Source organism: Agromyces tropicus, from assembly GCF_039531345.1.
Lineage (GTDB): Bacteria > Actinomycetota > Actinomycetes > Actinomycetales > Microbacteriaceae > Agromyces > Agromyces tropicus.
In genome coordinates this window covers 632,964-656,129 of the sequence record NZ_BAAAPW010000001.1, presented here as the reverse complement: position 1 = coordinate 656,129, position 23,166 = coordinate 632,964, and the positions used below count along the sequence as shown (strand labels likewise).

Below are 23,166 nucleotides of genomic sequence, written 5' to 3'. Positions count from 1 at the left end.
GGGGGCTCCGGGGGCGTGTTAGCGTGATCCGCGACCGCCGGTCCTCCGGCGGCGACATCCGACGCCCTACCGACGGAACGCACCCGGGGGAGACGAGCTGTGGTCACGCTGAGGTCATGGGCGCGGTCGCGCCGGAGCATCGCCTCGGCCGCCGCGCTCGCCGTGCTGGCCGGCGTGCCCGTGGGCATCGCGGTGGCGCACGAGGGCTTCCCCGTGACCGACCCCGACCTCCGCGCGCGCGACGTCTGGGTCACGAACGCCGAGGACCTGCTCGCGGGCCGGCTCAACCGGCAGATCGAGGAGCTCGACGCGGCCGTGGCGACCGCGTCGAGCGAGGTCGACGTGTTCCAGGACGGCGAGGACGCGTTCCTGTTCGATCCGGGCGCCGGCACCATCGAGCGGATCGACCCGTCGTTCACGACCCTCGTCCAGCGCATCGACGTGCCGCCGGCCGCCGAGGTGGCGTACGGCGGCGGCGTGCTCGCGGTGCTGTCGCCCGAGGGCGAGCTCTGGCGCGTGCCCGCCGACGGCGACCTCGCCTTCGACTTCCGCGGCACCGACCCCGTGGCCGAGCTCGGCGCGGGCGCCCACGTGGCGGTCTCGCGCGAGGGCACGGTCCTCGCGACCTCGCCCGGCGAGGGAGAGCTCGTCACCCTCGAGCGGCTCAGCACGGATCCCACGACCGCCGAGCTGCCGAGGGTGGGCGAGCATCGGGTGGCCGCGGTCGGGGAGCGGGCGGTCGTCCTCGACCTCGACGCGCAGTCCGTGCTGGTCGACGGACGGGCGATCGAGCTGCCCGAGCCGGCGCTGCGCCTCCAGCAGTCCGGGCCCGAGAGCGATCGCGTCCTGCTCGCGACCGCGACGGGCCTGCTCGACGTGCCGCTCGACGGCGGCGGGGTTCGATCGATCCCCGACGGCGGCGACGTGGCGGCGGCCGATGCGAGCGAGGTCGCGGCCCCGGTCCGGCTCGGGGCCTGCGCCCACGGCGCCTGGGCGGGCGCGGCCGGCCGCTACGTGCTCGCCTGCGATGGCGACGACCCGCGCTCGATCGCCATCGACCAGCCGACGGCCGGGTCGCGCCTCGAGTTCCGCGTCAACCGCGACGTCATCGTGCTGAACGACCTCACCGACGGCGACTCGTGGCTCGTGGACTCCGACCTCCGCCTCATCGACGACTGGGAGGAGGTCACGCCCCCCGAGGAGAGCGACGAGCTCGAGGGCGACGAGACCTCCAGCCAGCAGACGTTCGAGGACACCCTCGCCGAGCGCACGGATGCCAATCGCCCGCCGGTCGCCCGGGACGACGAGTTCGGCGTGCGGCCGGCGCGGACGACGATCCTCGAGGTGCTCGCGAACGACACGGATCCGGACGGCGACGTCCTCACGATCGTCTCGACGTCCGACGTCCCGGAGGCGGCCGGTCGGCTCGAGCGCATCGACGGCGGCCGGGCGCTGCAGTTCACGCCCGCCGAGGGTGCGGCGGGGAGCGTGTCCTTCCGGTACGGCGTCGACGACGGTCGCGGCGGCGTGGCGGAGGCATCCGTCGACGTCCGCATCGTGCTCGACACCGAGAACGCGCCCCCGGTCGCGATCCGCCAGGGCGCCATCGCGGTCGAGCAGGGGCAGCAGCTCACGTACCGCCTGCTCGCCGACTGGGTCGATCCCGACGGCGACGACCTCTACCTGGTGTCGGCGTCGCCGACCGGCGGCGACGCCGTGCGGTCGAGTCCCGACGGCACGATCACGTTCGAGCACCGCTCCGCGGAGCTGGGCACGAAGGAGGTGCAGTACACCGTCTCCGACGGCCGCACCACGGCCGCGGGCACCCTCACCGTCGAGGTCTCGCCGACCGGCACGCTGAACCCCGTCGGCACGCCGGACTTCGCGCGCGTGTTCGTCGGCGAGACCGAGCTCATCGAGCCGCTCGCGAACGACCTGTCGCCGTCGGGCGCGGGCCTCGAGCTGCTCGGCATCGAGGAGGCGCCCGAGGGGGCGGCCATCACCCCGAACCCCGACCGCGGCACGATCGCGTTCTCGAGCAGCACCCCGGGGGAGTACGTGTTCCTCTACTCGCTCGGGGCCGGCGCCGCCGTGAGCCGCGGTCTCGTCCGGGTGCAGGTCGTCGACGAGCCCGCCGACGCGCAGCCGCCGATCGCGGTGAAGGACACCGCGTACCTCCGCGCCGGGGAGCCGCTCACGGTTCCCGTGCTCGCGAACGACGTGTCGCCCTCCGGGCGCGTGCTCGCCGTGCAGTCGGTCGACGACGCCGCGGCCGACGGGCTCGTGTCGGTCGAGATCCTGACGAACACCGTGCTCCGCATCACGGCCTCGCAAGCGCTCGACGAGCAGCTGCAGGTGGCCTACACCGTCTCCGACGGCGTGAACGCCTCGACCGCGAGCGTCACGATCGTGCCGGTGCCGCCGCTCGTCAAGCACCAGCCGCCGATCGCGGTCGACGACGGCGCCGTGGTCCGTGCCGGCGACATCGTGACGGTCGACGTGCTGGCCAACGACACGCACCCCGACGCGGCGACGCTGCACGTGCTGCCCGACCTCGTCGAGGTGGACGCCCCCGACGGGCTCGCCTTCGTGGACGGCGACGCCGTGCGGTTCCAGGCGCCCGAGGAGCCCGGCGTCTACACCGCCGTGTACACCATCGGCGACGACCACGAGCAGACGGCTCGCGCGGCGGTGCGCTTCACCGTCGTCGCCCGCGACGCGGGCGAGAACCGTGCGCCCCTGCCGACCCCGCTCACGTCCCGGACCTTCGCAGGATCGGCGGTGAAGGTCGACGTCCCGCTCGACCGGCTCGACCCCGACGGCGACTCCGTGACCCTGACGGGCATCACCGCGGCGCCCTCCCTCGGCCGGATCATCGAGCGCACCAGCACCTCGTTCACCTACGAGGCGTTCGCGGGCTCGGCGGGGACGGACGCGTTCGCCTACGAGGTGCGCGACACCTTCGGCGCCACCGCCGAGGGCGCGATCCGGATCGGCGTCATCCCGCGCCCCGAGGTGCAGCTGCCGCCGACGGCCGTCGACGACGCGATCGAGATGAAGCCCGGTCGCACCGCGTCGGTCGAGGTCCTCCTGAACGACTCCGACCCGAGCGGCTACCAGCTGCACGTCGCGGGCCTCCCCGAGGTCGACGACGGCATCGAGGCCGAGGTCCGCGATCGGCGCCGGGTCGTGGTGACGGCTCCGGACCAGGAGGCCGCGTACACGATCCGGTACGAGATCTCGAACGGCCACGGCGGTGCGGACACCGCGTTCCTGCAGGTGGCCGTCACCGAGGACGCCGTGATCGAGCCGCCGACGGCGGAGGACCAGGTCATCGAACCCGAGCAGGTCGTCGACGGCGAGCCGATCACGATCGACCCGCTGGCGGATGCCACGAATCCCGGGGGACTCGTCGACGACCTCGCCGTGGCCGCCGAGGGCCCGAACGCGGGTCGCGCCGACGTCGGCGCGGACGGGACGATCACCGTGACACCGGGCCGCGAGCGCTACGCGGTGGCGTACCGACTCACGAACGAGCTCGACGACCTCTCGGCGATGGCCTTCGTCATCGTCCCGCCGGTCCCGAGCGGCGACGACACGGTCGAGGAGACCGCCCGGCCGAAGACCCCCGAGGAGCTCCTCGAGGAGGAGAAGGCGAAGTTCCCGGCGCCGTACCTGAAGGACCTCGGCGAGGTCGTCGTGCCGATGAACGGCCGGATCAGCTGGAACGTCGACGACCTCGTCGTCGTGCCGTCCGGCAACCCCGCCCTCATCCTCTCCGCATCGGCGACGAACTCCGCCGAGCCCGCCTTCGTCTCCGGCACCGCGCTGCAGTACGTGCCGGCGGCGGACTACCGCGGCGCCGCATCCGTGACGTTCGAGGTCACCGACGGGGCGGGCGCCGACGACCCGGTCGGCCGCTCCGCCATCCTCACCGTCCCGATCACGGTGGGCGACCCCGACTTCAACGACACCCCGCCGACGTTCACGCCGCGCAGCGAGACGATCGAGGCCGGGGAGGCGCCGCTCGACGTCGACCTGCGCTCCTCGACCGACCACCCGAACCCGGACAACATCGACCGCGTCGAGTACCGGAACCTGCAGGGCGCGACGTCCGACATCTCGGCGCAGGTCGTCGAGGGTTCCATCCTCCGGCTCTCGGCGCCGCTCGGGGTGCAGCCGGGGACGACGGCGCGGGTCTCCTTCGACGTCGCCTTCAACGGGTTCACCGTCCCGGGGTACGTCGACGTCGAGGTGGTCTCGTCCACACGCGCGCTGCCGAAGGCGAACGACGACGGCCCGGTGGAGATGACGCGGAGCGACTCCGAGACGGTCGACGTGCTCGCCAACGACTTCAACCCGTTCGCGCCCGACACGCCGCTGACGGTGGTCTCCGCGCAGATCGACCAGGCGGATGTCGGCGCGAACGCGACCGTGTCGCACACCGCCACGGACCTCGCCGTGAACACGGGCGCCGCGTTCACCGGCACCCTCAGCGTCGTCTACCGCGTGCAGGACGGCACCGGTGACCCGGCCCGCGAGACCCAGGGGAGGGTCACCGTGATCGTCCGCGACGCCCCGGACCGCCCCGTGGCGCCGACGATCCAGAACTCCGGCGACGCGACCGTGACCATCCGCTGGGCCGCGCCGGCGAGCAACAACTCGGCCATCGACGGGTACGAGGTCGACGTGAACGGCGCCGTCCGATCGTTCGGCGCCGGCGCCGCGGGCGTGAACCAGCAGATCGGCGGGCTGACGAACGGCACCGCGTACCGCTTCGCGGTCCGCGCGCACAACGCCATCGGCTGGGGGGAGTGGTCGGCCGCGTCCGCGTCGGCCACCCCGTACGGCACGCCCGGCTCCCCGAGCGGGCTGAGCGCGCAGGTCAACGGCTACGCGCCGACGAGCGTCGACGTGAGCTGGAACGCGCCGTCGAACACGGGCGGCGGCGCCGTCCGGTACGACGTGCGGATCGACGGCGGATCGTGGCAGAACTCCGGCCAGGACCGCACCCACCGCTTCACCGGCGTCGGCGCCGGGTCGCACACGGTCGCCGTCCGCGCCGTCAACCTCGGCAGCGGCAAGGCCGGCACCGCGGTCTCGAAGTCGTTCAGCGTCTCGAACCCGCCGCCGCCGAGCCCGAGCGCGACGGTCCGGAAGGGCGGCGACGCGCCGTACTGCAACGGCTGCAAGTACGTGATCGGCGACTACCAGGACTTCACCGCAGGCAGCTACTCGATCACCGTGCAGTACAAGCACTGGAGCACCAGCAACCCCTGGGAGAACCTGTCCACGTCGACGTACTCCCTGTCGCGGAACGGCAGCGTCCAGACCCTGAGCGGACTCGGCACCGTGAACCCCTCCGAGTTCCCCGCGGTCCGCATCAGGTTCGTCGGCCCGAGCGGCACCGTGTACAGCCAGGTCGCGAACTGGGGCCAGCTCTGACCATCCACCACCACGAGGACGACACACCATGACCGTGACCCAAGACCAGGCGCTCTGGTTCCAGGACGCCTTCTCCAAGCTCGTCGACAACGTCGACCGTGCGATCCTCGGCAAGCGCGACATCATCGAGCTCGTCGTCACCGCCATGCTGTCCGAGGGGCACGTGCTGCTCGAGGACTACCCGGGCACGGGAAAGACGGTGCTGGCGAAGGCGCTCGCGAACACGCTCGACGGCACGCACTCGCGCATCCAGTTCACGCCCGACCTGCTGCCGTCCGACGTCACCGGCGTCACGATCTACGACCAGGGCAAGGGGCAGTTCGAGTTCCACCGCGGGCCCATCTTCGCGTCCATCGTGCTGGCCGACGAGATCAACCGGGCGAGCCCGAAGACCCAGTCCGCGCTGCTCGAGGTCATGGAGGAGGGCCGGGTCACGGTGGACGGCGTCGGGTACGACGTCGGCGCGCCGTTCATGGTCATCGCGACGCAGAACCCCGTGGAGCAGGCCGGAACCTACTCGCTGCCCGAGGCGCAGCTCGACCGGTTCCTCGTCAAGACGTCGCTCGGCTACCCGGACCACGACACGGCCGTCACGCTGCTGCTCGACTCGGCCAACCGGGCGCGCGCCTCGAAGGTCGCGCCGATCATCGCCGCGAGCTCGGTGACGACGATGGCGCACCTGGCCGCCGAGGTGCACGTCGACGCGTCGGTGCTCGGCTACCTGAACCAGCTCGTCTCGGCGACCCGCGACCACCGCGACGCCGCACTCGGCGTGAGCATGCGCGGTGCGCTCGCGCTCGCGCGGGCCGCGAAGACCTGGGCGATCTCGCGCGGGCGCACCTACGTGACGCCGGACGACGTCCGCGAGCTCGCGGTGCCCGTGCTCGCGCACCGCATCATCGTCGACCCGGAGTCCGAGTTCGCCGGGGTGACCCCGGAGGACATCGTGCGCGCGGTCGTCGTCGAGATCGCGCCGCCGGCGTACCGGGCGGCATGAGCTCCGGCCTCGACGCGCCCGCGTCGGCGTCGACCGAGCCGCCCGCGGCATCCGTGGAGGGCTCGGCGTCCCCCGTGGCCGGCTCGACCGCGCCCTCGGGAGCCCCGCCCTCGCAGGCGCGCCTCGCGCTGCGCTCCGCGGGCCGGTCGCTGGCGGCGACGGCCGCCTCCGCGGGCGCGGCGCTGCGAAGGGCCGGCGCCGCGGTCGCCGACGCCGCGTCGCCGGTGACCTCGGTCGTCTCCCCGGCGGGCCGACTCGTGCTCGCGGCGAGCGTCGTCGCCCTGTCGCTCGCGTGGCTCCTCGGCTGGATCGAGCTCGCCTTCGTCGGGGCGACGCTCCTCGCCGCAGTGCTCGTCGCCGTGCCCTTCGCCTTCGGCCGGATGCGGTACGAGGTGCGGATCGAGCTGCAGCCGCGGCGCGTGGTCGCCGGCGAGCGCGCGCTCGGTCGCCTCGTCGTGCGCAACGCGGGCGAGGCGGCAGCCGTGCCGTCGCAGCTCGAGCTGCCCGTCGGCCGCGGGCTCGCCGAGTTCGTCGTGCCGTCGATCCCCGTCGGCGGCGAGCACGAAGAGCTCTTCGCCGTGCCGACCCGGCGTCGCGCCGTGATCGTCGCGGGGCCGGCGGTCTCGGTGCGCGGCGACCAGCTGGGGCTGCTGCGGCGGGAGATCCGCTGGACGGAGCCGGTCGAACTGTTCGTCCACCCCGTCACCGCCCGGCTGAAACCGTCGGCCGCGGGCCTCGTGCGCGACCTCGAGGGCGATGTCACCCGCACCATCACCGACAACGACATCTCCTTCCACGCCCTCCGCGCGTACGAGCCCGGCGACGCGCTGCGCAACGTGCACTGGCGGACGTCGGCGCGGACCGGGCAGCTCATGGTGCGGCAGTACGAGGAGACCCGGCGGTCGCAGCTGCTCCTCGTGCAGGCCACGGCGTCCGAGCACTACGCGTCGGAGGACGAGTTCGAGCTGGCCGTGTCGGTGCTCGCGTCGATCGGCGTGCAGGTGGTCCGCGACGCCACCCGCCTGGAGGCGGCGGCCGGTGACCGCCGGCTCGGCACGGCGACGCCGACGGCGCTGCTCGACGCGACGAGCCGGATCGCGTCGCTGGACGGCAGTGCGGTCCCGATGCGCGACGTCGTCCGCGAGGCGTCCCGGCGCGCGGGAGCGCCGAGCGTCGTCGTCGTGGTCGGAGGGTCGCGCGCGCCGCTCGCCGAGTTCCGCGCCGTCGAGACGGTCTTCGGCTCGGACACGCAGCTCATCGCGCTGCGTGCGGAGGTCGGCGCATCCTCGCGCATCACGCGCCTCGGCGGGTCGACGATCGCGACGGTCGGCGCGCTCGAGGAACTGCCCCGTCTCGTGCGGAGGATCCGACCGTGAGGCGCATCCCGGCCGGCTCGCTCGTCGATCTCGGCGTGCTCTCCCTGCTCTCGCTGCTCGCCATCGCCGGGTTCGAGACGAGCTTCGGCGGCCTCGACTTCCTCGCCGCCGCGACGGCCGGCATCGTGGTGGGGACCGCGGCGGCCGTGCTCGGGACGCTGCTGCGGTTGAACGTGCTCGTCACGGCGCTGCTCGGCGTCGTCGGCTACTTCCTCGTGGGCACGCCGGTCGCGATGCCCGGCGCGGCGAACGCGGTGGTGCTCCCGACCCTCGGGTCGCTCGCGGGCCTCGCCATCGGTGCCGTCCACGGCTGGGCGGACATCCTGACGATCTCGGCCCCCGTGGAGGCGCCGGACCACGTCGCGGCGGTGCCCTACGTCGCCGCCTGGCTCGTCTCGCTCGTGGGCGGCATGCTCGTGCTGCGGTGGCTGCCGAGCCGGCGGACGCCGCGGCGGGCGGCCACGGTGCTCGTCGGCCCGGTGCTCCTGCTCCTCGCCGGCATCCTGCTCGGCACGGACCAGGCGTTCCTCGCCGCGGTCCGCGGGGTCGCATTCGCCGCGATCGCGCTCACGTGGATCGCGTGGCGCCGCGCAGCGGACGTGCGCGCGGGCGGCGAGGGCGCGGCCCGACTGCGTCGCCGCCGGCTGACGGGATCGGCGGTCGTCGTGGCGGGCGCCGTCACCGCCGGCGCCCTGGCCGGTCTCGCCGTCGCCCCCGTGGCCCCCGAGCGGTTCGTGCTGCGCGAGCGCGTGGTGCCGCCGTTCGATCCGGTCGAGTTCCCGAGCCCGCTCGCGGGGTTCCGCGCGTACACGAAGGCGCTGGCCGACGCACCGCTGTTCCGCGTCACCGGGCTCGAGCCGGGCGACACGCTGCGCCTCGCGGCGATGGACTCGTACACCGGCCGGCTCTGGAACGTCGCCGGGCCGGGCGATGCGTCGGCGGACGGCGGCTACTCGATCGTGGGCGGGACGCTGCCGCCTCCCGACCTCGCCGAACTCGGTTCGGCGCGGTCCGTGGAGGTCGAGGTCGAGGCGTACGACGACGTGTGGCTGCCGACCGTGGGCTACGGGAGCGAGCTCGACCTCCTCGACCGGGGCTCGGCCGAGCGGGCGGGCGACGTCCGCTACAACCCCGCCGCCGGCACGGCCGTGCTCACGAGCGGTGCGAGCGAGGGCACGCGCTACCGGCTCGAGTCTCGCGTGCAGCGCCAGCCCGACGACGCCGACCTCGCCGACGTGCCGGTGGCGCAGCGGGAACTGCCCGTCGTCGAGGACCTGCCCGACGTCGTCGCGGCGAAGGCGGAGGAGCTCGCCGGCGATGCGGCCGGTCCGGTCGAGCAGCTGCGCGCGATCGAGCGCGGCCTGAAGACGCAGGGCTTCCTCAGCCACGGCCTCGCGAGCGACGCAGTGGCGTCGCGGGCGGGGCACGGCGCCGACCGCCTGATCGAGCTCTTCACGCGCACGCAGATGGTCGGCGACGAGGAGCAGTACGCGGCCGCGATGGCGCTCATGGCGCGGCACCTCGGCTACCCGTCGCGCGTCGTCATGGGCTACGCGCCCGAGGTCGCCGAGGGGGCGGATGCCGTCGAGGTCGTCGGGTCCGACGTGACCGCCTGGGTCGAGGTGCCCTTCGAGGGCGTCGGCTGGGTGGCCTTCCACCCGACGCCGGACGACACGGACGTCCCGCAGGAGCAGACGCCGAAACCGAAGTCGGAGCCGCAGCCGCAGGTTCGCCAGCCTCCGCGCGCCGAGCAGGCCGAGGACGAGCTGCTCACGACGACCGAGATCGACGACACCGACGACGACGACCGGGACCGGCCGTTCCGGCTGCCGGGCTGGGCGTGGGTCGTGATCGCGTCCGTCGGCGTGCCCGCCGTGCTCGCGCTCCTGCCCGTGCTGGTGGTCGCGATGGCGAAGCGCCGCCGCCGCCGCCGTCGTCGCCGTGGGCCGGCCGACCGCAGGGTCGCCGGGGCGTGGGAGGAGCTCGTCGACCGCTACGCGGAGCTCGGGTTCGAGCCGCCCGAGCGCGCGTCGCGGCTGCAGACGGCGCGGGCGCTCGAACGCCAGCTCGACGAGCAGGGCCTCGGTGCGGTCCGGGCCGGGGGAGGGGCACCGCTCTCGATGCTCGCGGCCACGGTGGACCGCGACGTGTTCGGCGAGGCCGACGTGGCGGACTCGACCGTGGACCGGCGGTGGACCGAGGCGGATGCCGCCGCCGCCGTCGTCGCCGCGGCCGCGGGTCGCCTGCGGCGGCTGGTCGCACGGTACCGCCTCCGGCGCCGGCGCTAGGGTTGGGGGCGTGAGCGAGCCCGAGTTCATCGTGCCCCCTCCGGGGCTGGTGCCGGGTGAGCCCGGAGCCGACCGGGCGCGCCACGACCCGTCCGAGCCGGAGACCGCCCGCGAGCCCGGCGCTGCGGGGCGGTCCGAGCGCACGCGGGAGCCCGAGGCGCCCGACCACCGGCCCGAGCCCGCGGCGGCGGAGCCCGAGGGCACGGTCCGCGCCGAGCGTTCCCGTCCGTCCTTCCACTCGCCGATCGGCATCCGCCCGCCGTCGGCCCTCCCGCTCCCGCCGTCGGCTTCGCCGCCGCCGGCCCGCGTCGACGAGCGCTGGCAGCTCCGCAGCGCCGACGGCGTCGAGATCCCCGTCGACGGGCGGGTGGTCGCGGGCCGCGACCCGCGACCGCCGAACTGGCTCTCCGGAGCGACGCCCGTCGTCGTGGACGACCCGTCGCGGTCGATGTCGAAGACCCACGCGCTGCTCGAGGCCGCCGACGGCGGTCGCCTGGTCGCCACCGACCTGGACTCCACGAACGGCGTGCGCGTGTGGCCGGAGGGTGCGGAGCCGATCGACCTGGAGCCGGGTGTGCCGACCGAGGTCCCGCGCGACGCGGTCGTGCTGCTCGGCGACGTGGCGTTCCTGGCCGAGCGCCTGCCCCGCCCGCGGGGGTGACCGGCGGGGCGCCGTGCGGCGTCACGCGGCGGTCGGCCATCGGGCGGGATGGTAGCCTTGCCACGTGCTCAGCGGCCGGCTTCTTCTTCTCCGCCGCGACGGGGCCTCGTTCTGACGGCCTTCCCCGTCGCGGAGTCCGTCGTCGGCTGCCACACCCGTCTCGAGGAAGAACGAATTGATGACCGCGGAAGCGACTGAGCAGTACCCGACCGAGCCCGCCCCCGCGCGCACCCTGGCCGAGAAGGTCTGGGACGCCCACCTGGTGAAGAAGGGCGAGGACGGCACCCCCGACCTCATCTACATCGACCTGCACCTGGTGCACGAGGTCACGAGCCCGCAGGCGTTCGACGGCCTCCGCATGGCCGGGCGGCCGGTGCGGCGCCCGGACCTCACGATCGCCACCGAGGACCACAACACCCCGACCCTCGACATCGACAAGCCGATCGCCGACCCGACGAGCCGCACGCAGATCGAGACCCTCCGGCGCAACGCCGAGGAGTTCGGCATCCGCATCCACTCGCTGGGCGACAAGGAGCAGGGCATCGTCCACGTGGTCGGCCCGCAGCTCGGCCTCACCCAGCCCGGCATCACCGTGGTCTGCGGCGACAGCCACACCTCGACGCACGGTGCATTCGGCGCGATGGCGTTCGGGATCGGCACGAGCGAGGTCGAGCACGTGCTCGCGACGCAGACCCTGCCGCTCAAGCTGTTCAAGACCATGGCGATCACCGTCGAGGGCACGCTCCGCCCCGGCGTGACCGCGAAGGACATCATCCTCGCGGTGATCGCGAAGATCGGCACCGGCGGCGGCCAGGGCTACGTGCTCGAGTACCGCGGCAGCGCCATCCGCGCCCTGTCGATGGACGGTCGGATGACCATCTGCAACATGTCGATCGAGGCGGGCGCCCGCGCGGGCATGGTCGCGCCCGACGAGACGACGTTCGACTACCTGAAGGGCCGCGCGCACGCGCCGCAGGGCGAGGACTGGGACGCGGCCGTCGAGTACTGGCGCACCCTCCCCACCGACGACGGTGCGGTGTTCGACGCCGAGGTGTTCATCGACGCCGACGAGCTCGAGCCGTTCGTCACGTGGGGCACGAACCCCGGCCAGGGCGTCTCGCTCAGCGAGAGCGTGCCCGATCCCGCCGCCATCGAGGACCAGCACGAGCGCGCCGCCGCAGAGCGCGCGCTGGAGTACATGGACCTCGAGCCGGGCACGCCGCTGAAGGAGATCCCGGTCGACGCGGTGTTCATGGGTTCGTGCACGAACAGCCGCATCGAGGACCTCCGCGCGTTCGCGTCGATCATCAAGGGCCGCACGAAGGCCGACGGCGTGCGCGTCATGGTCGTGCCCGGCTCGGCGCGCGTTCGCCTGGAGGCCGAGGCCGAGGGCCTCGACAAGGTGTTCGAGGAGTTCGGTGCGGAGTGGCGCTTCGCCGGATGCTCGATGTGCCTCGGCATGAACCCCGACCAGCTCGCCCCGGGCGAGCGCTGCGCGTCCACGTCGAACCGCAACTTCGAGGGCCGCCAGGGCAAGGGCGGCCGCACGCACCTGGTCTCGCCGCTGGTGGCGGCCGCGACGGCGGTGCGCGGCACGCTCTCGAGCCCGTGGGACCTCGAACAGGATGCCGCGGCCGAACCGGTCGGCGCCGGCGCGAAGGGTGGCGAGTGATGGAGAAGTTCAGCACGCACGACGGCGTCGCGGTCCCGCTGCGCCGGTCGAACGTCGACACCGACCAGATCATCCCCGCGGTGTTCCTCAAGCGGGTGACGAAGACGGGGTTCGACGACGCGCTCTTCCACGCGTGGCGGCAGGACCCGGAGTTCGTCCTGAACCACCCCGCGCACGAGGGCGCCTCGGTGCTCATCGCCGGTCCCGACTTCGGAACGGGCTCGAGCCGCGAGCACGCCGTGTGGGCGCTGCGCGACTACGGCTTCCGGGTCGTCATCTCGAGCCGCTTCGGCGACATCTTCCGCGGCAACGCGGGCAAGCAGGGCCTGCTGGCGGCGCTCGTCGCCTACGAGGACATCGAGCGCCTGTGGGCGGAGGTCGAGGCGCAGCCGGGAATAGCGGCGACCGTCGATCTGGTTGCACGAACGGTGAGCATCGGCGATCTCACGGTTCCGTTCGACATCGACGACTACACTCGGTGGCGGCTCCTGGAAGGGCTCGACGACATCGGGCTCTCGCTCCGGGACGAGCCGGCGATCGCCGAGTTCGAGTCGCGTCGTGAGGCGTGGCGCCCGAAGACACTCCCCATCAGGGAGCCGGCAGAGACAGGGAACTGAGTGAACACACTCGTGGATGACGCGAAGCAGCATGGCACGGCGGTCGGCCTTCCGGTCGACCGGATCACGATCAACGGCGGCAAGCCGCTTCGCGGCCGGATCGAACTGAAGGGCGCGAAGAACCTCGTCACCAAGGCGATGGTGGCGGCGATCCTCGGCGACACGCCGAGCGTCCTGAAGGACGTGCCGAACATCAGCGACGTGCGCATCGTCCGCGGCCTCCTCGAGGTCCACGGCGTCACCGTGACCGCCGGCGCCGAGCCCGACGAGCTCGTGCTCGACCCGTCCGCGGTCGAGACCGCGCACATGGCCGACATCGACGCGCACGCCGGCTCCAGCCGCATCCCGATCCTCTTCTGCGGGCCGCTGCTGCACCGCCTCGGCGAGGCCTTCATCCCCGACCTCGGCGGCTGCCGCATCGGCGACCGCCCGATCGACTACCACCTCGAGGTGCTGCGCAACTTCGGCGCGATCGTCGAGAAGCTGCCGAGCGGCATCCGCATGTCGGCGCCCAACGGGCTGAAGGGCGCGAAGGTCTCGCTGCCGTACCCGAGCGTCGGCGCGACCGAGCAGGTGCTGCTCACCGCGGTCCTCGCGGACGGCATCACCGAGCTCTCGGGCGCGGCGATCGAGCCCGAGATCATGGACCTCATCAACATCCTGCAGAAGATGGGCGCCATCATCACGGTCGACACCGACCGCGTGATCCGCATCGAAGGGGTCGAGCGCCTGCAGGGCTACTCGCACCGTGCGCTCTTCGACCGCAACGAGGCCGCGAGCTGGGCGGCCGCCGCGCTCGCGACCGAGGGCGACATCTTCGTCGGCGGCGCCCGTCAGCCCGAGATGCTCACGTTCCTGAACATCTTCCGCAAGGTGGGCGGCGCGTTCGAGATCGAGGACGACGGCATCCGCTTCTTCCACCCGGGCGGCGAGCTGAAGCCCGTGATCATCGAGACCGACGTGCACCCCGGCTTCATGACCGACTGGCAGCAGCCGCTCGTCGTGGCGCTGACGAAGGCCAAGGGCGTCTCGATCGTGCACGAGACCGTCTACGAGCAGCGCTTCGGCTTCGTCGACGCCCTCGTCGAGATGGGCGCATCGATCGAGGTGCACAAGGAGTGCCTCGGCGGTCGCCCGTGCCGGTTCGGCCAGCGCAACTTCAAGCACTCCGCGGTGATCTCCGGCCCGTCGCAGCTGCACGGCGCCGACATCGAGGTGCCCGACCTGCGGGGCGGCTTCAGCCACCTCATCGCGGCGCTGACGGCCGAGGGCCGCTCGACCGTCTCGAACGTCGGCATCATCGCGCGGGGCTACGAGAACTTCATCACCAAGCTGGAGCTGCTCGGAGCGGACTTCGCGCTCGAAGGATAATGGGTCAGTGCCCCAACGTGACCCCTCCGCCGCGCCCCAGGTCAAGCACGGCGCGGAGAAGCGCCGCCCGTCCTTCTTCTGGCTGCTCGCCGCCCTGATCCTCCCGCTGTGGAGCCTGGGCGTGAAGTACCGCTTCCACCACCCGGAACGGATGCCGCAGGCCGGCGCCTTCGTGCTGTCCCCGAACCACTACAGCGAGATCGACCCGCTCGTCATGGGCGTCGCGTCCTGGCACCTCGGTCGCCTGCCGCGCTTCATGGCCAAGGCGTCGCTGTTCAAGAACCCCGTCCTCGGCTGGTTCCTGCGCACGTCGGGCCAGATCCCGGTCGAGCGGGCCGGGAACCGCAGCCACGCCGCACTCCGCGCCGCCGAGGACCTCGTCGAGAAGGGCCGCATGGTCATCGTGTACCCGGAGGGCTCGCTCACGCGCGATCCCGACATGTGGCCGATGCGCGGCAAGACGGGCGCGATGCGCATCGCGCTCGAGCGCGGCATCCCCGTGATCCCCGCCGCGCACTGGGGCACGCAGCAGATCATGCCCCGCTACGCGAAGAAGGTCAGCTTCTTCCCGCGCAAGACCGTCGACGTCATCATCGGCGAGCCGCTCGACCTCTCGCCCTACGAGGGCAAGCCGCTCGACCAGGCCACGCTGACCGCCGCGACCAACGACCTCATGAACGCCATCGCGGCGCTGGTCGGGGAACTCCGCGGCGAGCAGCCGCCCGCGGAGCGCTGGGACCCGCTGGCCCACGGCCAGAAGGAGACGGGACGCCTCGATGGCTAGGGCCGGACGCCGCCCGCCGGGCAAGCGCGTGGCGGTCCTGGGCGCCGGCAGCTGGGGCACGACGTTCGCGAAGATCCTCGCCGACGGCGGCGCGGACGTGATGCTCTGGGCCCGTCGCCCCGAGCTCGCGCGCGAGATCCAGGAGGCCAAGCGCAACAGCGACTACCTGCCCGGCATCAACCTGCCGATCGGGCTGCGGGCCTCGAGCCGCCTCGACCTGGTCCTCGCAGGGGCCGAGCAGGTGTACGTCTGCGTGCCGAGCCAGACGCTTCGGCAGAACCTCATCGCGGCCGAGCCGCACCTGCACGCCGAGGCGACGATCATCTCGCTCATGAAGGGCGTCGAGAAGTCGACGGGCCATCGCATGAGCGAGGTCATCGCCGAGATCCTGCCGGTCGCCGAGTCGAAGATCGCGGTCATCTCGGGCCCGAACCTGGCCCTCGAGATCGCGCGGGAGCAGCCGACGGCCGCCGTGGTCTCCTCGACGAGCCTCGAGACGGCCCAGTCGGTGGCCTCCGTCTCGCGCAACCGGTACTTCCACTCCTTCGTGAACACCGACGTGATCGGCACGGAGTTTGGCGGGGTGCTGAAGAACCTCATCGCCGTCGCCATCGGCATCGTCGACGGTGCCGGCTACGGCGAGAACACCAAGGCCTCGATCATCACGCGCGGCCTGGTCGAGATGACCGACTTCGCCGTGGCGTACGGCGCGCACCGCGACACGCTGTCGGGCCTCGCCGGCCTCGGCGACCTGATCGCGACGTGCCAGTCGCCGCTCTCGCGCAACAACACCGCGGGGCGCCTGCTCGGCCAGGGCTACAAGCTGCCCGAGGTCGTCAACCAGATGCAGCAGACCACCGAGGGGCTCGCATCCGTCGGGCCGATCCTCGAGCTGGCGCGCGCGAAGGACGTCGAGATGCCGATCGTCGAGCAGGTCCGCCAGGTGCTGGCCGGCACGCTCGAGCCGAAGGACATCGCGCCGCACCTCACGACCGATGACGAGCCCCAGGGCGAAAGGACGATGGATGGACAAGCTCAGGGTGGTTCTGCTCTTCGGCGGGCGGTCAAGCGAGCATTCGATCAGCTGCGCCACAGCGGGGGGAGTGCTCCGGGCGATCGACCGTGATCGCTTCGAGGTGATCCCGGTCGGCATCACCCGCGACGGCGCCGTCGTCCTCGAGGCGGACGATCCGGAGCGGTTCGCGCTCGACCCGCAGCACCTTCCCGAGGTCCACGACAACGGCACGCGCGTGCACTGGCCCGAGTCCGCGGCGTCGCGCGAGCTCACGGTCGCGACCGCCGGCGGCGAGACGTCGTCGCTCGGCGACGTCGACGTCGTCTTCCCGATCCTGCACGGCCGGTTCGGCGAGGACGGCACCGTCCAGGGCCTCTTCGAGCTCATCGGGCTCCCGTACGTCGGCAACGGCGTCCTCGCCTCGGCGATGGGCATGGACAAGCACGTGACGAAGACGGTGCTCGAGGGCGCCGGCATCGCCGTGGCGCCCTGGGTCACGCTCACGCGTGCGGCCTGGGACCGCGACCGCGAGCTGTGGGAGCGCCGCGTGCGCGGCCTCGGGCTTCCCGCGTTCGTCAAGCCGGCCCGGGGCGGCTCGTCCGTCGGCGTGAGCCGGGTGGCCGACTGGGGCGACCTGGACGCGGCCCTCGACGTCGCGTTCGCCGAGGACCGGACGGTGCTCGTCGAGGCGGCCGTGGCCGGGCGCGAGATCGAGTGCGGCGTGCTCGAGTCGCGCGACGGCGGCGCGCCACGCGTCAGCGTCGCGGGCGAGATCGTGCTGCACGACCGCGAGTTCTACGACTTCGACGGCAAGTACCTCGACGCCCCCGGGGTCGAGCTCGTCTGCCCGGCCGACCTCGGCGACGGCGAGAGCGCCGAGCTGCAGCGCGTCGCGCAGCGCGCGTTCGAGGCCATCGGCGGCGAGGGACTCGCGCGCGTCGATGTGTTCTTCGACGGGGCCGGGTTCGTGGTGAACGAGGTGAACACCCTGCCCGGCTTCACGCCGATCTCGATGTTCCCCACGTGCTGGATGAACTCCGGACTGACCTACCCCGACCTGATCACCGAGCTCATCGAGCTCGGGGTCGCGCGCGGGTCGCGATAGCGGCGCCGCACGCGCGGCTCGCGGGCGGGGCGCTCAGCCCTCGTCCGTGAGCCCGCCCAGGTCCTCGAAGTCGGTGCAGCCGCCGTCGGCGGGGATCGCGCCGACGGCGCCCGAGAGGTCGGAGATCGCCGTGGTGCCCGAGACGGCGTCGTTGTCCACGACGACCTCGACCGCCGGCGTGCGACCGTAGGTGAGGAACCGGTAGCGCGGTGCGTCCGACTCGTCGATGATCCAGTCGACGTCGTCGACGCTGACGCAGCGCAGGGTCGTCGGACCGGGCGGTTCGACCCCGCAGCGCAGGAGCACTGCGGCGGGCGAACCCCACGCGCCCGTGCCCTGCGCGCTGGTCTCGCGGGCGTCGAGGCCCGCGACCTGGTCCGGGAGCCGCACGACGACCGACGCGCAGTCCGGGTCGGTCGCATCGGGCGCCGGGTCGAACGGGACGGCGGGCGTGCAGGCGGCGAGCAGGGGCGCGGCGAACGCGACGAGGGCGGCCGCGGCGAGGCGCCGGGCGAGCCGGTGCGGCGGGCGACCGGAGCGGGGAGCGGACATCGTCGATCAGGCTACCGTGGGAGCCATGGAGCACCCTGCACGCGAGCCCTCCGCGGAGACGATCGGAGCGCTCGGCGAGTCGGCGGTGCTCGCCCGCATCCTCCCGCGGCTCGACCCGGGAGACTCGGCGCTGCTCGGCGCGGGCGACGACGCGGCCGTGGTCGCGGCGCCAGACGGCCGCTACGTCGTCACGACCGACCTCATGGTCCACGGGCCCGACTTCCGGCTCGCCTGGTCGCGCCCGCACGACCTCGGCTGGAAGGCCGCCGCCACGAACCTCACCGACGTCGCCGCGATGGGTGCGCGACCGACGGCGCTCGTCGTCTCGATCGCTGCGCCGCCGACGACCCGGGTCGACCTGCTGGAGGGGATCGCCGACGGCCTGCGCGACGCGCTCGTCGCGCTCGCGCCCGGCGCGGGCGTCGTCGGCGGCGACCTGTCGGCGTCGTCCGTGCTCATGATCGCGGTGACCGCGTTCGGCGACCTGGAGGGGCGCGCACCCGTGCTCCGCTCGGGCGCCCGACCGGGCGACGTGCTCGCGCACGCCGGGGCGCGCGGTGACGCGGCCCGCGGGCTCGCGCTGCTCTTCGCGCAGGCGAGGGACGGGTCGGGCGAGCCCGACGCCGCCCTCGCCGACGACGTGCGGGCACGGCATCCGCACCTCGTCGGCGCCCAGCTCGCGCCCGAGCCGCCCGTCGCGGCCGGCGTGCTCGCGGCGACCGCGGGCGCGACGGCGATGCTCGACGTGAGCGACGGCCTCGCGCGCGACGCGCGGCGCCTGGCCGAGGCGAGCGGCGTGGGGCTCGCGTTCCGCCGCGACGCGCTCGGCGACGACCCGATGACCGCGCTCGCGGGCGCCGAGGACCACGGACTGCTCGCGGCGTTCCCGCCGGGCACGGTCCCGCCCCGGCCGTTCGAGGTGATCGGCGTCGTCGACGGGCACGCCGGGCGCCTGACGCTCGACGGCGAGCCCGTCGACACGAGCGGCTGGGACCCCTACACGGGCTGGGACGGCGGAGCGGGGTGAGTCGAGGTCGACGCGGGGTCGGCTGCGTTCAGTCCCCGTCCGGCTCCCCGGAGTCCGGGTCGTCCTCGCCCGATGCCGTCGCGGACGCCCACCAGAGCGTCGTCTCGCCGTAGTCGCGACGACGCTCCGGCGTGATGCCCTCGGGCCATGACGGCTCGGGGGAGCGGCTGCTGCGTTCGACGACGACGACCGCATCCGGGCCGAGCAGCGGCGCCAGCAGCTCGAGGTCGCGCGCGAGCTCGCGCTCCCCGAGGTCGTACGGAGGATCGATGAACGCGAGGTCGACGCCCGCCGCCGCCGATTCCAGGTACGCGCCGACGCTGCGCGCCTCGACCCGGATGCGCGGCGCGGGCCGGCCGCGCGCCGCCTTCGCGAGCGCCGCGGCGTTCCGGCGGCACACGTCCGCCGCGGGACGCGCCTTCTCGACCAGCACCACCTCGGCCGCGCCGCGGCTCGCCGCCTCCAGCCCGAGCGCGCCGGAGCCGGCGTAGAGGTCGAGCACCGACGCGCCGTGGACGGCGTCGCGGGCCTCGAGCGCCGAGAAGATCGCCTCGCGCACGCGGTCGCTCGTCGGGCGCGTGCCGGAGCGGGGCACGGCGAGGGAGAGCGAGCCGGCGTAGCCGGCGATGATGCGCGTCATGTCTCGGGAGCATAACGGCCGGTCCTCGCGCGCTGCCATGATGGACTGGTGGAAGACACGACCGACGCCCTGCACGCCGATCCTGCCCACCACGGGGGGCACGAGCAGCAGGCCATCGACCGCATGTGGGACTTCGCCGATCCCGGCGTGAGCGAGGAGCGCTTCCGCGCGGCCGCCGCCGACGAGACGCTGAGCACGCACGGCCGGGCCGTGATGGCCACCCAGCTGGCCCGTGCGATCGGGCTCCAGGGGCGTGAGGCCGACGCGCTCGCCGTGCTCGACGAGCTCGAGTCCGCCGATCGCGAGGACTCGGAGGAGGAGGCGGCGGAACTGCGGGCCCGCATCTCGCTCGAGCGCGGACGCATGGCGGCCTCGGCCGACCGGCGCGACGAGGCCGTGCCCGAGTTCACGCGCGCGGTGCGCGAGGCGGCCGTGGCCGGCTCGACGTTCCTCGTGCTCGACGCGCTGCACATGCTCGCCCTGAACGACGTGGGGCATGAGGAGGAGTGGGCGGCCGAGGGCTTCGACATCCTCGAGGGCGTGCGGGATCCGCGCCTGAAGCGCTGGGGCGTCGCGCTGCACAACAACCTCGGCTGGACCAAGCACGACGGCGCCGACGCGCAGGCCGCGCTGTACCACTTCCAGAAGGCCGTCGAAGCCGCCGACCGCTACGGCACGCCCGGGCAGCAGCACGTCGCGCGCTGGTCGGTCGGTCGCGCGCTGCGCACGCTCGGGCGCACCGACGAGGCACTCGAGATCCAGCGCGAGCTCGCGCTCGCGCGCCCCGACGACCCGTACGTGCGGGCCGAGCTCGAGGCGCTCGCGCCGTCGGCGACGGAGGCGGAGCCTACGATCGAGCCATGACGGCCGAACGCGCGGCCGAGGGCGCGCTGACCCTCGACAGCCGGCTCACCGGTGCGCTCGGCGGCCGCACGGCGCAGGCGCTGCAGCGCGCCTTCGGCTACGCGACCGTCGGCGACCTGCTCGCGCACTACCCGCGCCGCTACGCCGCACGCGGCGAGCTCACCGCGCTCGCGTCGCTCCCGCTCGACGAGAACGTGACGATCGTGGCCGAGGTGCTCGAGGTGCGCGAGCGGACGATGCGCTCCCGGCGCGGCTCGATCCTCGAGGCCAAGATCTCCGACGGCACCGGCGTGCTCACGCTCACCTTCTTCAACCAGGCGTGGCGCTCACGGGAGCTGACCCCGGGGGTACGCGGCATGTTCGCCGGCAAGGTCTCCGACTACCGCGGGGCGCGGCAGCTGGCGCACCCCGACTACCAGCTCTTCGACGATGCGGCCCCGACGTCGGGGGCGGATGCCGCGGCCGTCCGCTGGGCCACGGCGCCCATCCCGATCTACCCGGCGACCGGGTCGCTCTCGAGCTGGCAGCTGCAGACCGCGATCGGGGTCGTGCTCGACGGGCTCGGCCCCCTCGATGATCCGCTGCCGGAGTCGGTGCGCCGCGAGCGTGGCGTGCTCGGTCACCGCGACGCGCTCGAGCACGCCCATCGCCCTGAACGGGACGAAGATTGGAAGGCGGCGCGCCGCACGCTGCGCTTCACGGAGGCGTTCGTGCTGCAGACCGCGTTGCTCGAACGCCGGGCGGCGTCGCGCGCGCACGAGGCCGTGCGGCGCGAGCCCCGGCCCGGCGGCCTGCTCGAGCGCTTCGACGCGTCCCTGCCGTTCGCGCTCACCGACGACCAGCAGGAGGTCGCCGGCGAGATCCTCGCCGACCTCGCCGCGGCCGTGCCGATGAACCGCCTCGTGCAGGGCGAGGTCGGCTCGGGCAAGACCGTGGTCGCCCTGCGCGCGATGCTCGCCGTCGCCGAGTCGGGCGGCCAGGCGGCCCTGCTCGCGCCGACCGAGGTGCTCGCCGCCCAGCACCTGCGCTCGATCGCGAAGATGCTGGGGCCCGAGCTGTCGGCCGAGGTCATGCCGACCCTCGTCACGGGGCAGCTTGCGGCCGCCGAGCGGCGGAAGGCCGCGCTGCGCGTCGCCGCCGGCCAGTCCCGCATCGTGGTCGGCACCCACGCGCTGCTCGGCGACGCGACGACCTTCGCCGACCTCGGCCTCGTCGTCGTCGACGAACAGCACCGCTTCGGCGTCGAGCAGCGCGAGGCGCTGCGCCTCAAGGGGCGGCATCCGCACGTGCTCGTCCTCACGGCCACGCCGATCCCCAGGACGGTCGCGATGACCGTGTTCGGCGACCTCGACGTCAGCACCATCCGGCAGCTGCCCGCGGGCCGCGCGGGCATCGAGACGCACCTCGTGCCCCTCGCGGAGCGCCCGGGGTGGCGAGCGCGGGTCTGGGAGCGGCTCGCGGAGGAGCTCGCCCAGGGCCGGCAGGGGTTCGTGGTCTGCCCCGCGATCGACCCGAAGGCCGTCGAGGACGACGGCGAGCCGGCGGAGGGCGAGTCCGCCCCGGCGGCCGGCCCCGCCGCATCCGTCGCCTCGGTGCTGGCGGAGCTCCGGGAGCTGCCCGTGCTCGCCGACGCCCGCATCGCGCCGCTGCACGGTCGCATGGGCGCCGACGAGAAGGACGAGGTCATGCGCTCGTTCGCGGCGCGCGAGCTCGACGTGCTCGTCGCCACGACCGTCATCGAGGTCGGCGTCGACGTGCCGAACGCGAGCACGATGGTCGTGGTCGACGCCGACCGGTTCGGCGTCTCCCAGCTGCACCAGCTCCGCGGCCGCGTCGGCCGGGGGAGCGTGCCCGGCCTGTGCCTGCTCGTGACGAACGCCGAGCCCGGCAGCGTCGCCCGCGAGCGACTCGAGGCGGTCGCGGCGACCCTCGACGGGTTCGAACTCGCGCGCGTCGACCTCGAGCTCCGGCAGGAGGGCGACGTGCTCGGCGCGATCCAGTCGGGCGGGCGCTCGTCGCTGAAGCTCCTGCGCGTGGCGCGCGACGGCGACCTCATCGCCGACGCCCGCGACGCCGCCGCGGCCGTCCTCTCCGAGGACCCGAGGCTCGCCGCCCACCCCGCCCTCGCCGCCGCGGTGCGTCGCCGGCTCGATGACGAGACGAGCGAGTTCCTGAGCAGGGGCTGAGACTCTCGGGCAGCCGTCCGGGAGGCCGGATCCGGCACTACGCTGGCTCGTATGCAGCGGATCGCCGTCGTCCCAGGATCATTCGACCCCGTCACGCGCGGCCACCTCGACGTGATCGAGCGGGCCGCCGGCCTCTACGACCAGCTGCACGTCGTCGTCGTGCACAACCCCGACAAGTCGGCCCTGCTGCCGATCGCGCAGCGCGTCGCGCTCATCGAGGAGTCGATCGCCGACGCCGGCATCACCGGCGACATCGTCATCGCCTCGTGGAGCATGGGCCTCCTCGTCGACTACTGCACCGACGTCGGCGCCTCGGTGCTCGTCAAGGGCATCCGCTCGCAGGTCGACGTCGCGTACGAGACGCCCATGGCCATCGTGAACCGGCACCTCGCGGGCGTCGAGACCGTGTTCCTGCTGCCCGACCCGGCGAACGCGCACGTGTCGAGCTCCCTCGTCCGCCAGGTCTCCGCGCTCGGGGGCGACGTCGCGCCGTACGTGCCGCGCCCGGTCGCCCGGTACCTCCAGGGGGCGATGCGTCCGTGAGCGAGACCGAGGGCCTGGTCGGC

General features: G+C 73.6%; 17 protein-coding genes. 15 read left to right on the top strand and 2 right to left on the bottom strand.

The genetic code is table 11. The features are described 5' to 3' along the window. Positions 1 to 99: 99 nt before the first annotated feature. The 11 genes from ABD230_RS03055 to ABD230_RS03005 all read left to right on the top strand — a co-directional run bounded on the left by ABD230_RS03055 (position 100) and on the right by ABD230_RS03005 (position 17,331). Complete coding sequence (locus ABD230_RS03055; RefSeq protein ID WP_344369348.1) at positions 100 to 5,445, top strand: Ig-like domain-containing protein; 5,346 nt, start codon at positions 100 to 102, stop codon at positions 5,443 to 5,445. Positions 5,446 to 5,473: 28 nt separating this feature from the next. Then, positions 5,474 to 6,442, top strand: coding sequence for an AAA family ATPase (locus tag ABD230_RS03050; RefSeq protein WP_344369346.1), 969 nt, complete (start codon positions 5,474 to 5,476; stop codon positions 6,440 to 6,442). Continuing rightward, positions 6,439 to 7,818 (top strand): DUF58 domain-containing protein, encoded by a 1,380-nt coding sequence (locus ABD230_RS03045; RefSeq protein WP_344369344.1) that lies wholly within the window; start codon positions 6,439 to 6,441, stop codon positions 7,816 to 7,818. The genes ABD230_RS03050 and ABD230_RS03045 overlap by 4 nt, the downstream gene beginning before the upstream one ends. After that, positions 7,815 to 10,106 carry a transglutaminase TgpA family protein gene (locus ABD230_RS03040; protein ID WP_344369343.1) on the top strand — a complete coding sequence of 764 codons (2,292 nt, stop codon included), beginning with the start codon at positions 7,815 to 7,817 and terminating at the stop codon, positions 10,104 to 10,106. The genes ABD230_RS03045 and ABD230_RS03040 overlap by 4 nt, the downstream gene beginning before the upstream one ends. A gap of 10 nt (positions 10,107 to 10,116) precedes the next feature. Further along, a complete protein-coding gene (locus ABD230_RS03035; protein ID WP_344369341.1) occupies positions 10,117 to 10,767 on the top strand; it encodes an FHA domain-containing protein in 651 nt (216 codons plus the stop codon). A 178-nt stretch (positions 10,768 to 10,945) separates the two neighbouring features. Beyond that, positions 10,946 to 12,439 carry a 3-isopropylmalate dehydratase large subunit gene (gene leuC, locus ABD230_RS03030; RefSeq protein ID WP_344369338.1) on the top strand — a complete coding sequence of 498 codons (1,494 nt, stop codon included), beginning with the start codon at positions 10,946 to 10,948 and terminating at the stop codon, positions 12,437 to 12,439. After that, a complete protein-coding gene (gene leuD / locus ABD230_RS03025; RefSeq protein ID WP_344369336.1) occupies positions 12,439 to 13,056 on the top strand; it encodes a 3-isopropylmalate dehydratase small subunit in 618 nt (205 codons plus the stop codon). The genes leuC and leuD overlap by 1 nt, the downstream gene beginning before the upstream one ends. Next, entirely contained in the window at positions 13,057 to 14,427 is a 1,371-nt protein-coding gene (gene murA / locus ABD230_RS03020; protein ID WP_344369334.1) for a UDP-N-acetylglucosamine 1-carboxyvinyltransferase, read from the top strand. A 7-nt stretch (positions 14,428 to 14,434) separates the two neighbouring features. Beyond that, positions 14,435 to 15,211: a lysophospholipid acyltransferase family protein gene (locus tag ABD230_RS03015; RefSeq protein ID WP_344369333.1), complete on the top strand. Its 777-nt coding sequence runs from the start codon at positions 14,435 to 14,437 to the stop codon at positions 15,209 to 15,211. Continuing rightward, positions 15,204 to 16,337, top strand: a complete 1,134-nt coding sequence (locus ABD230_RS03010) for an NAD(P)H-dependent glycerol-3-phosphate dehydrogenase (protein WP_344369332.1) — start codon at positions 15,204 to 15,206, stop codon at positions 16,335 to 16,337. The genes ABD230_RS03015 and ABD230_RS03010 overlap by 8 nt, the downstream gene beginning before the upstream one ends. Further along, positions 16,237 to 17,331, top strand: a complete 1,095-nt coding sequence (locus ABD230_RS03005; RefSeq protein ID WP_344369331.1) for a D-alanine--D-alanine ligase family protein — start codon at positions 16,237 to 16,239, stop codon at positions 17,329 to 17,331. The genes ABD230_RS03010 and ABD230_RS03005 overlap by 101 nt, the downstream gene beginning before the upstream one ends. 33 nt (positions 17,332 to 17,364) lie before the next feature. On the opposite strand, the gene ABD230_RS03000 is transcribed toward ABD230_RS03005, so the two are convergent. Further along, on the bottom strand, positions 17,365 to 17,883 hold the full coding sequence (locus ABD230_RS03000; RefSeq protein WP_344369329.1) for a DUF3515 domain-containing protein: 519 nt from the start codon (positions 17,881 to 17,883) through the stop codon (positions 17,365 to 17,367). A gap of 25 nt (positions 17,884 to 17,908) precedes the next feature. Between ABD230_RS03000 and thiL the strand changes: the two genes are divergently transcribed. Next, on the top strand, positions 17,909 to 18,910 hold the full coding sequence (thiL, locus tag ABD230_RS02995; protein WP_344369327.1) for a thiamine-phosphate kinase: 1,002 nt from the start codon (positions 17,909 to 17,911) through the stop codon (positions 18,908 to 18,910). Positions 18,911 to 18,938: 28 nt separating this feature from the next. Here the strand turns inward: thiL and ABD230_RS02990 are convergent, their stop codons facing one another. Further along, entirely contained in the window at positions 18,939 to 19,550 is a 612-nt protein-coding gene (locus ABD230_RS02990) for an RsmD family RNA methyltransferase (protein WP_344369326.1), read from the bottom strand. Between the two features lie 48 nt (positions 19,551 to 19,598). Here ABD230_RS02990 and ABD230_RS02985 point away from each other — a divergent pair, with 48 nt between their 5' ends. From ABD230_RS02985 to coaD, 3 genes are read left to right on the top strand one after another with little or no spacing between them, the layout of a single operon-like run. Then, on the top strand, positions 19,599 to 20,414 hold the full coding sequence (locus ABD230_RS02985; RefSeq protein WP_344369324.1) for a tetratricopeptide repeat protein: 816 nt from the start codon (positions 19,599 to 19,601) through the stop codon (positions 20,412 to 20,414). Then, complete coding sequence (locus ABD230_RS02980) at positions 20,411 to 22,600, top strand: ATP-dependent DNA helicase RecG (protein WP_344369322.1); 2,190 nt, start codon at positions 20,411 to 20,413, stop codon at positions 22,598 to 22,600. Before ABD230_RS02985 ends, ABD230_RS02980 begins: the two co-directional genes overlap by 4 nt. Before the next feature lie 51 nt (positions 22,601 to 22,651). Next, positions 22,652 to 23,143 (top strand): pantetheine-phosphate adenylyltransferase, encoded by a 492-nt coding sequence (gene coaD, locus ABD230_RS02975; RefSeq protein ID WP_344369320.1) that lies wholly within the window; start codon positions 22,652 to 22,654, stop codon positions 23,141 to 23,143. Positions 23,144 to 23,166 lie beyond the last annotated feature (23 nt).

Bases quoted from the DNA above. Each gene is read 5' to 3' on its own strand.
- ABD230_RS03050 (WP_344369346.1), top strand. From the start codon at position 5,474: ATGACCGTGACCCAAGACCAGGCGCTCTGGTTCCAGGACGCCTTCTCC.
- leuD (WP_344369336.1), top strand. From the start codon at position 12,439: ATGGAGAAGTTCAGCACGCACGACGGCGTCGCGGTCCCGCTGCGCCGG.
- leuC (WP_344369338.1), top strand. From the start codon at position 10,946: ATGACCGCGGAAGCGACTGAGCAGTACCCGACCGAGCCCGCCCCCGCG.
- ABD230_RS03045 (WP_344369344.1), top strand. From the start codon at position 6,439: ATGAGCTCCGGCCTCGACGCGCCCGCGTCGGCGTCGACCGAGCCGCCC.
- ABD230_RS02980 (WP_344369322.1), top strand. From the start codon at position 20,411: ATGACGGCCGAACGCGCGGCCGAGGGCGCGCTGACCCTCGACAGCCGG.
- ABD230_RS03005 (WP_344369331.1), top strand. From the start codon at position 16,237: ATGGACAAGCTCAGGGTGGTTCTGCTCTTCGGCGGGCGGTCAAGCGAG.
- ABD230_RS03000 (WP_344369329.1), bottom strand. From the start codon at position 17,883: ATGTCCGCTCCCCGCTCCGGTCGCCCGCCGCACCGGCTCGCCCGGCGC.
- thiL (WP_344369327.1), top strand. From the start codon at position 17,909: ATGGAGCACCCTGCACGCGAGCCCTCCGCGGAGACGATCGGAGCGCTC.
- ABD230_RS03010 (WP_344369332.1), top strand. From the start codon at position 15,204: ATGGCTAGGGCCGGACGCCGCCCGCCGGGCAAGCGCGTGGCGGTCCTG.
- coaD (WP_344369320.1), top strand. From the start codon at position 22,652: ATGCAGCGGATCGCCGTCGTCCCAGGATCATTCGACCCCGTCACGCGC.
- ABD230_RS02990 (WP_344369326.1), bottom strand. From the start codon at position 19,550: ATGACGCGCATCATCGCCGGCTACGCCGGCTCGCTCTCCCTCGCCGTG.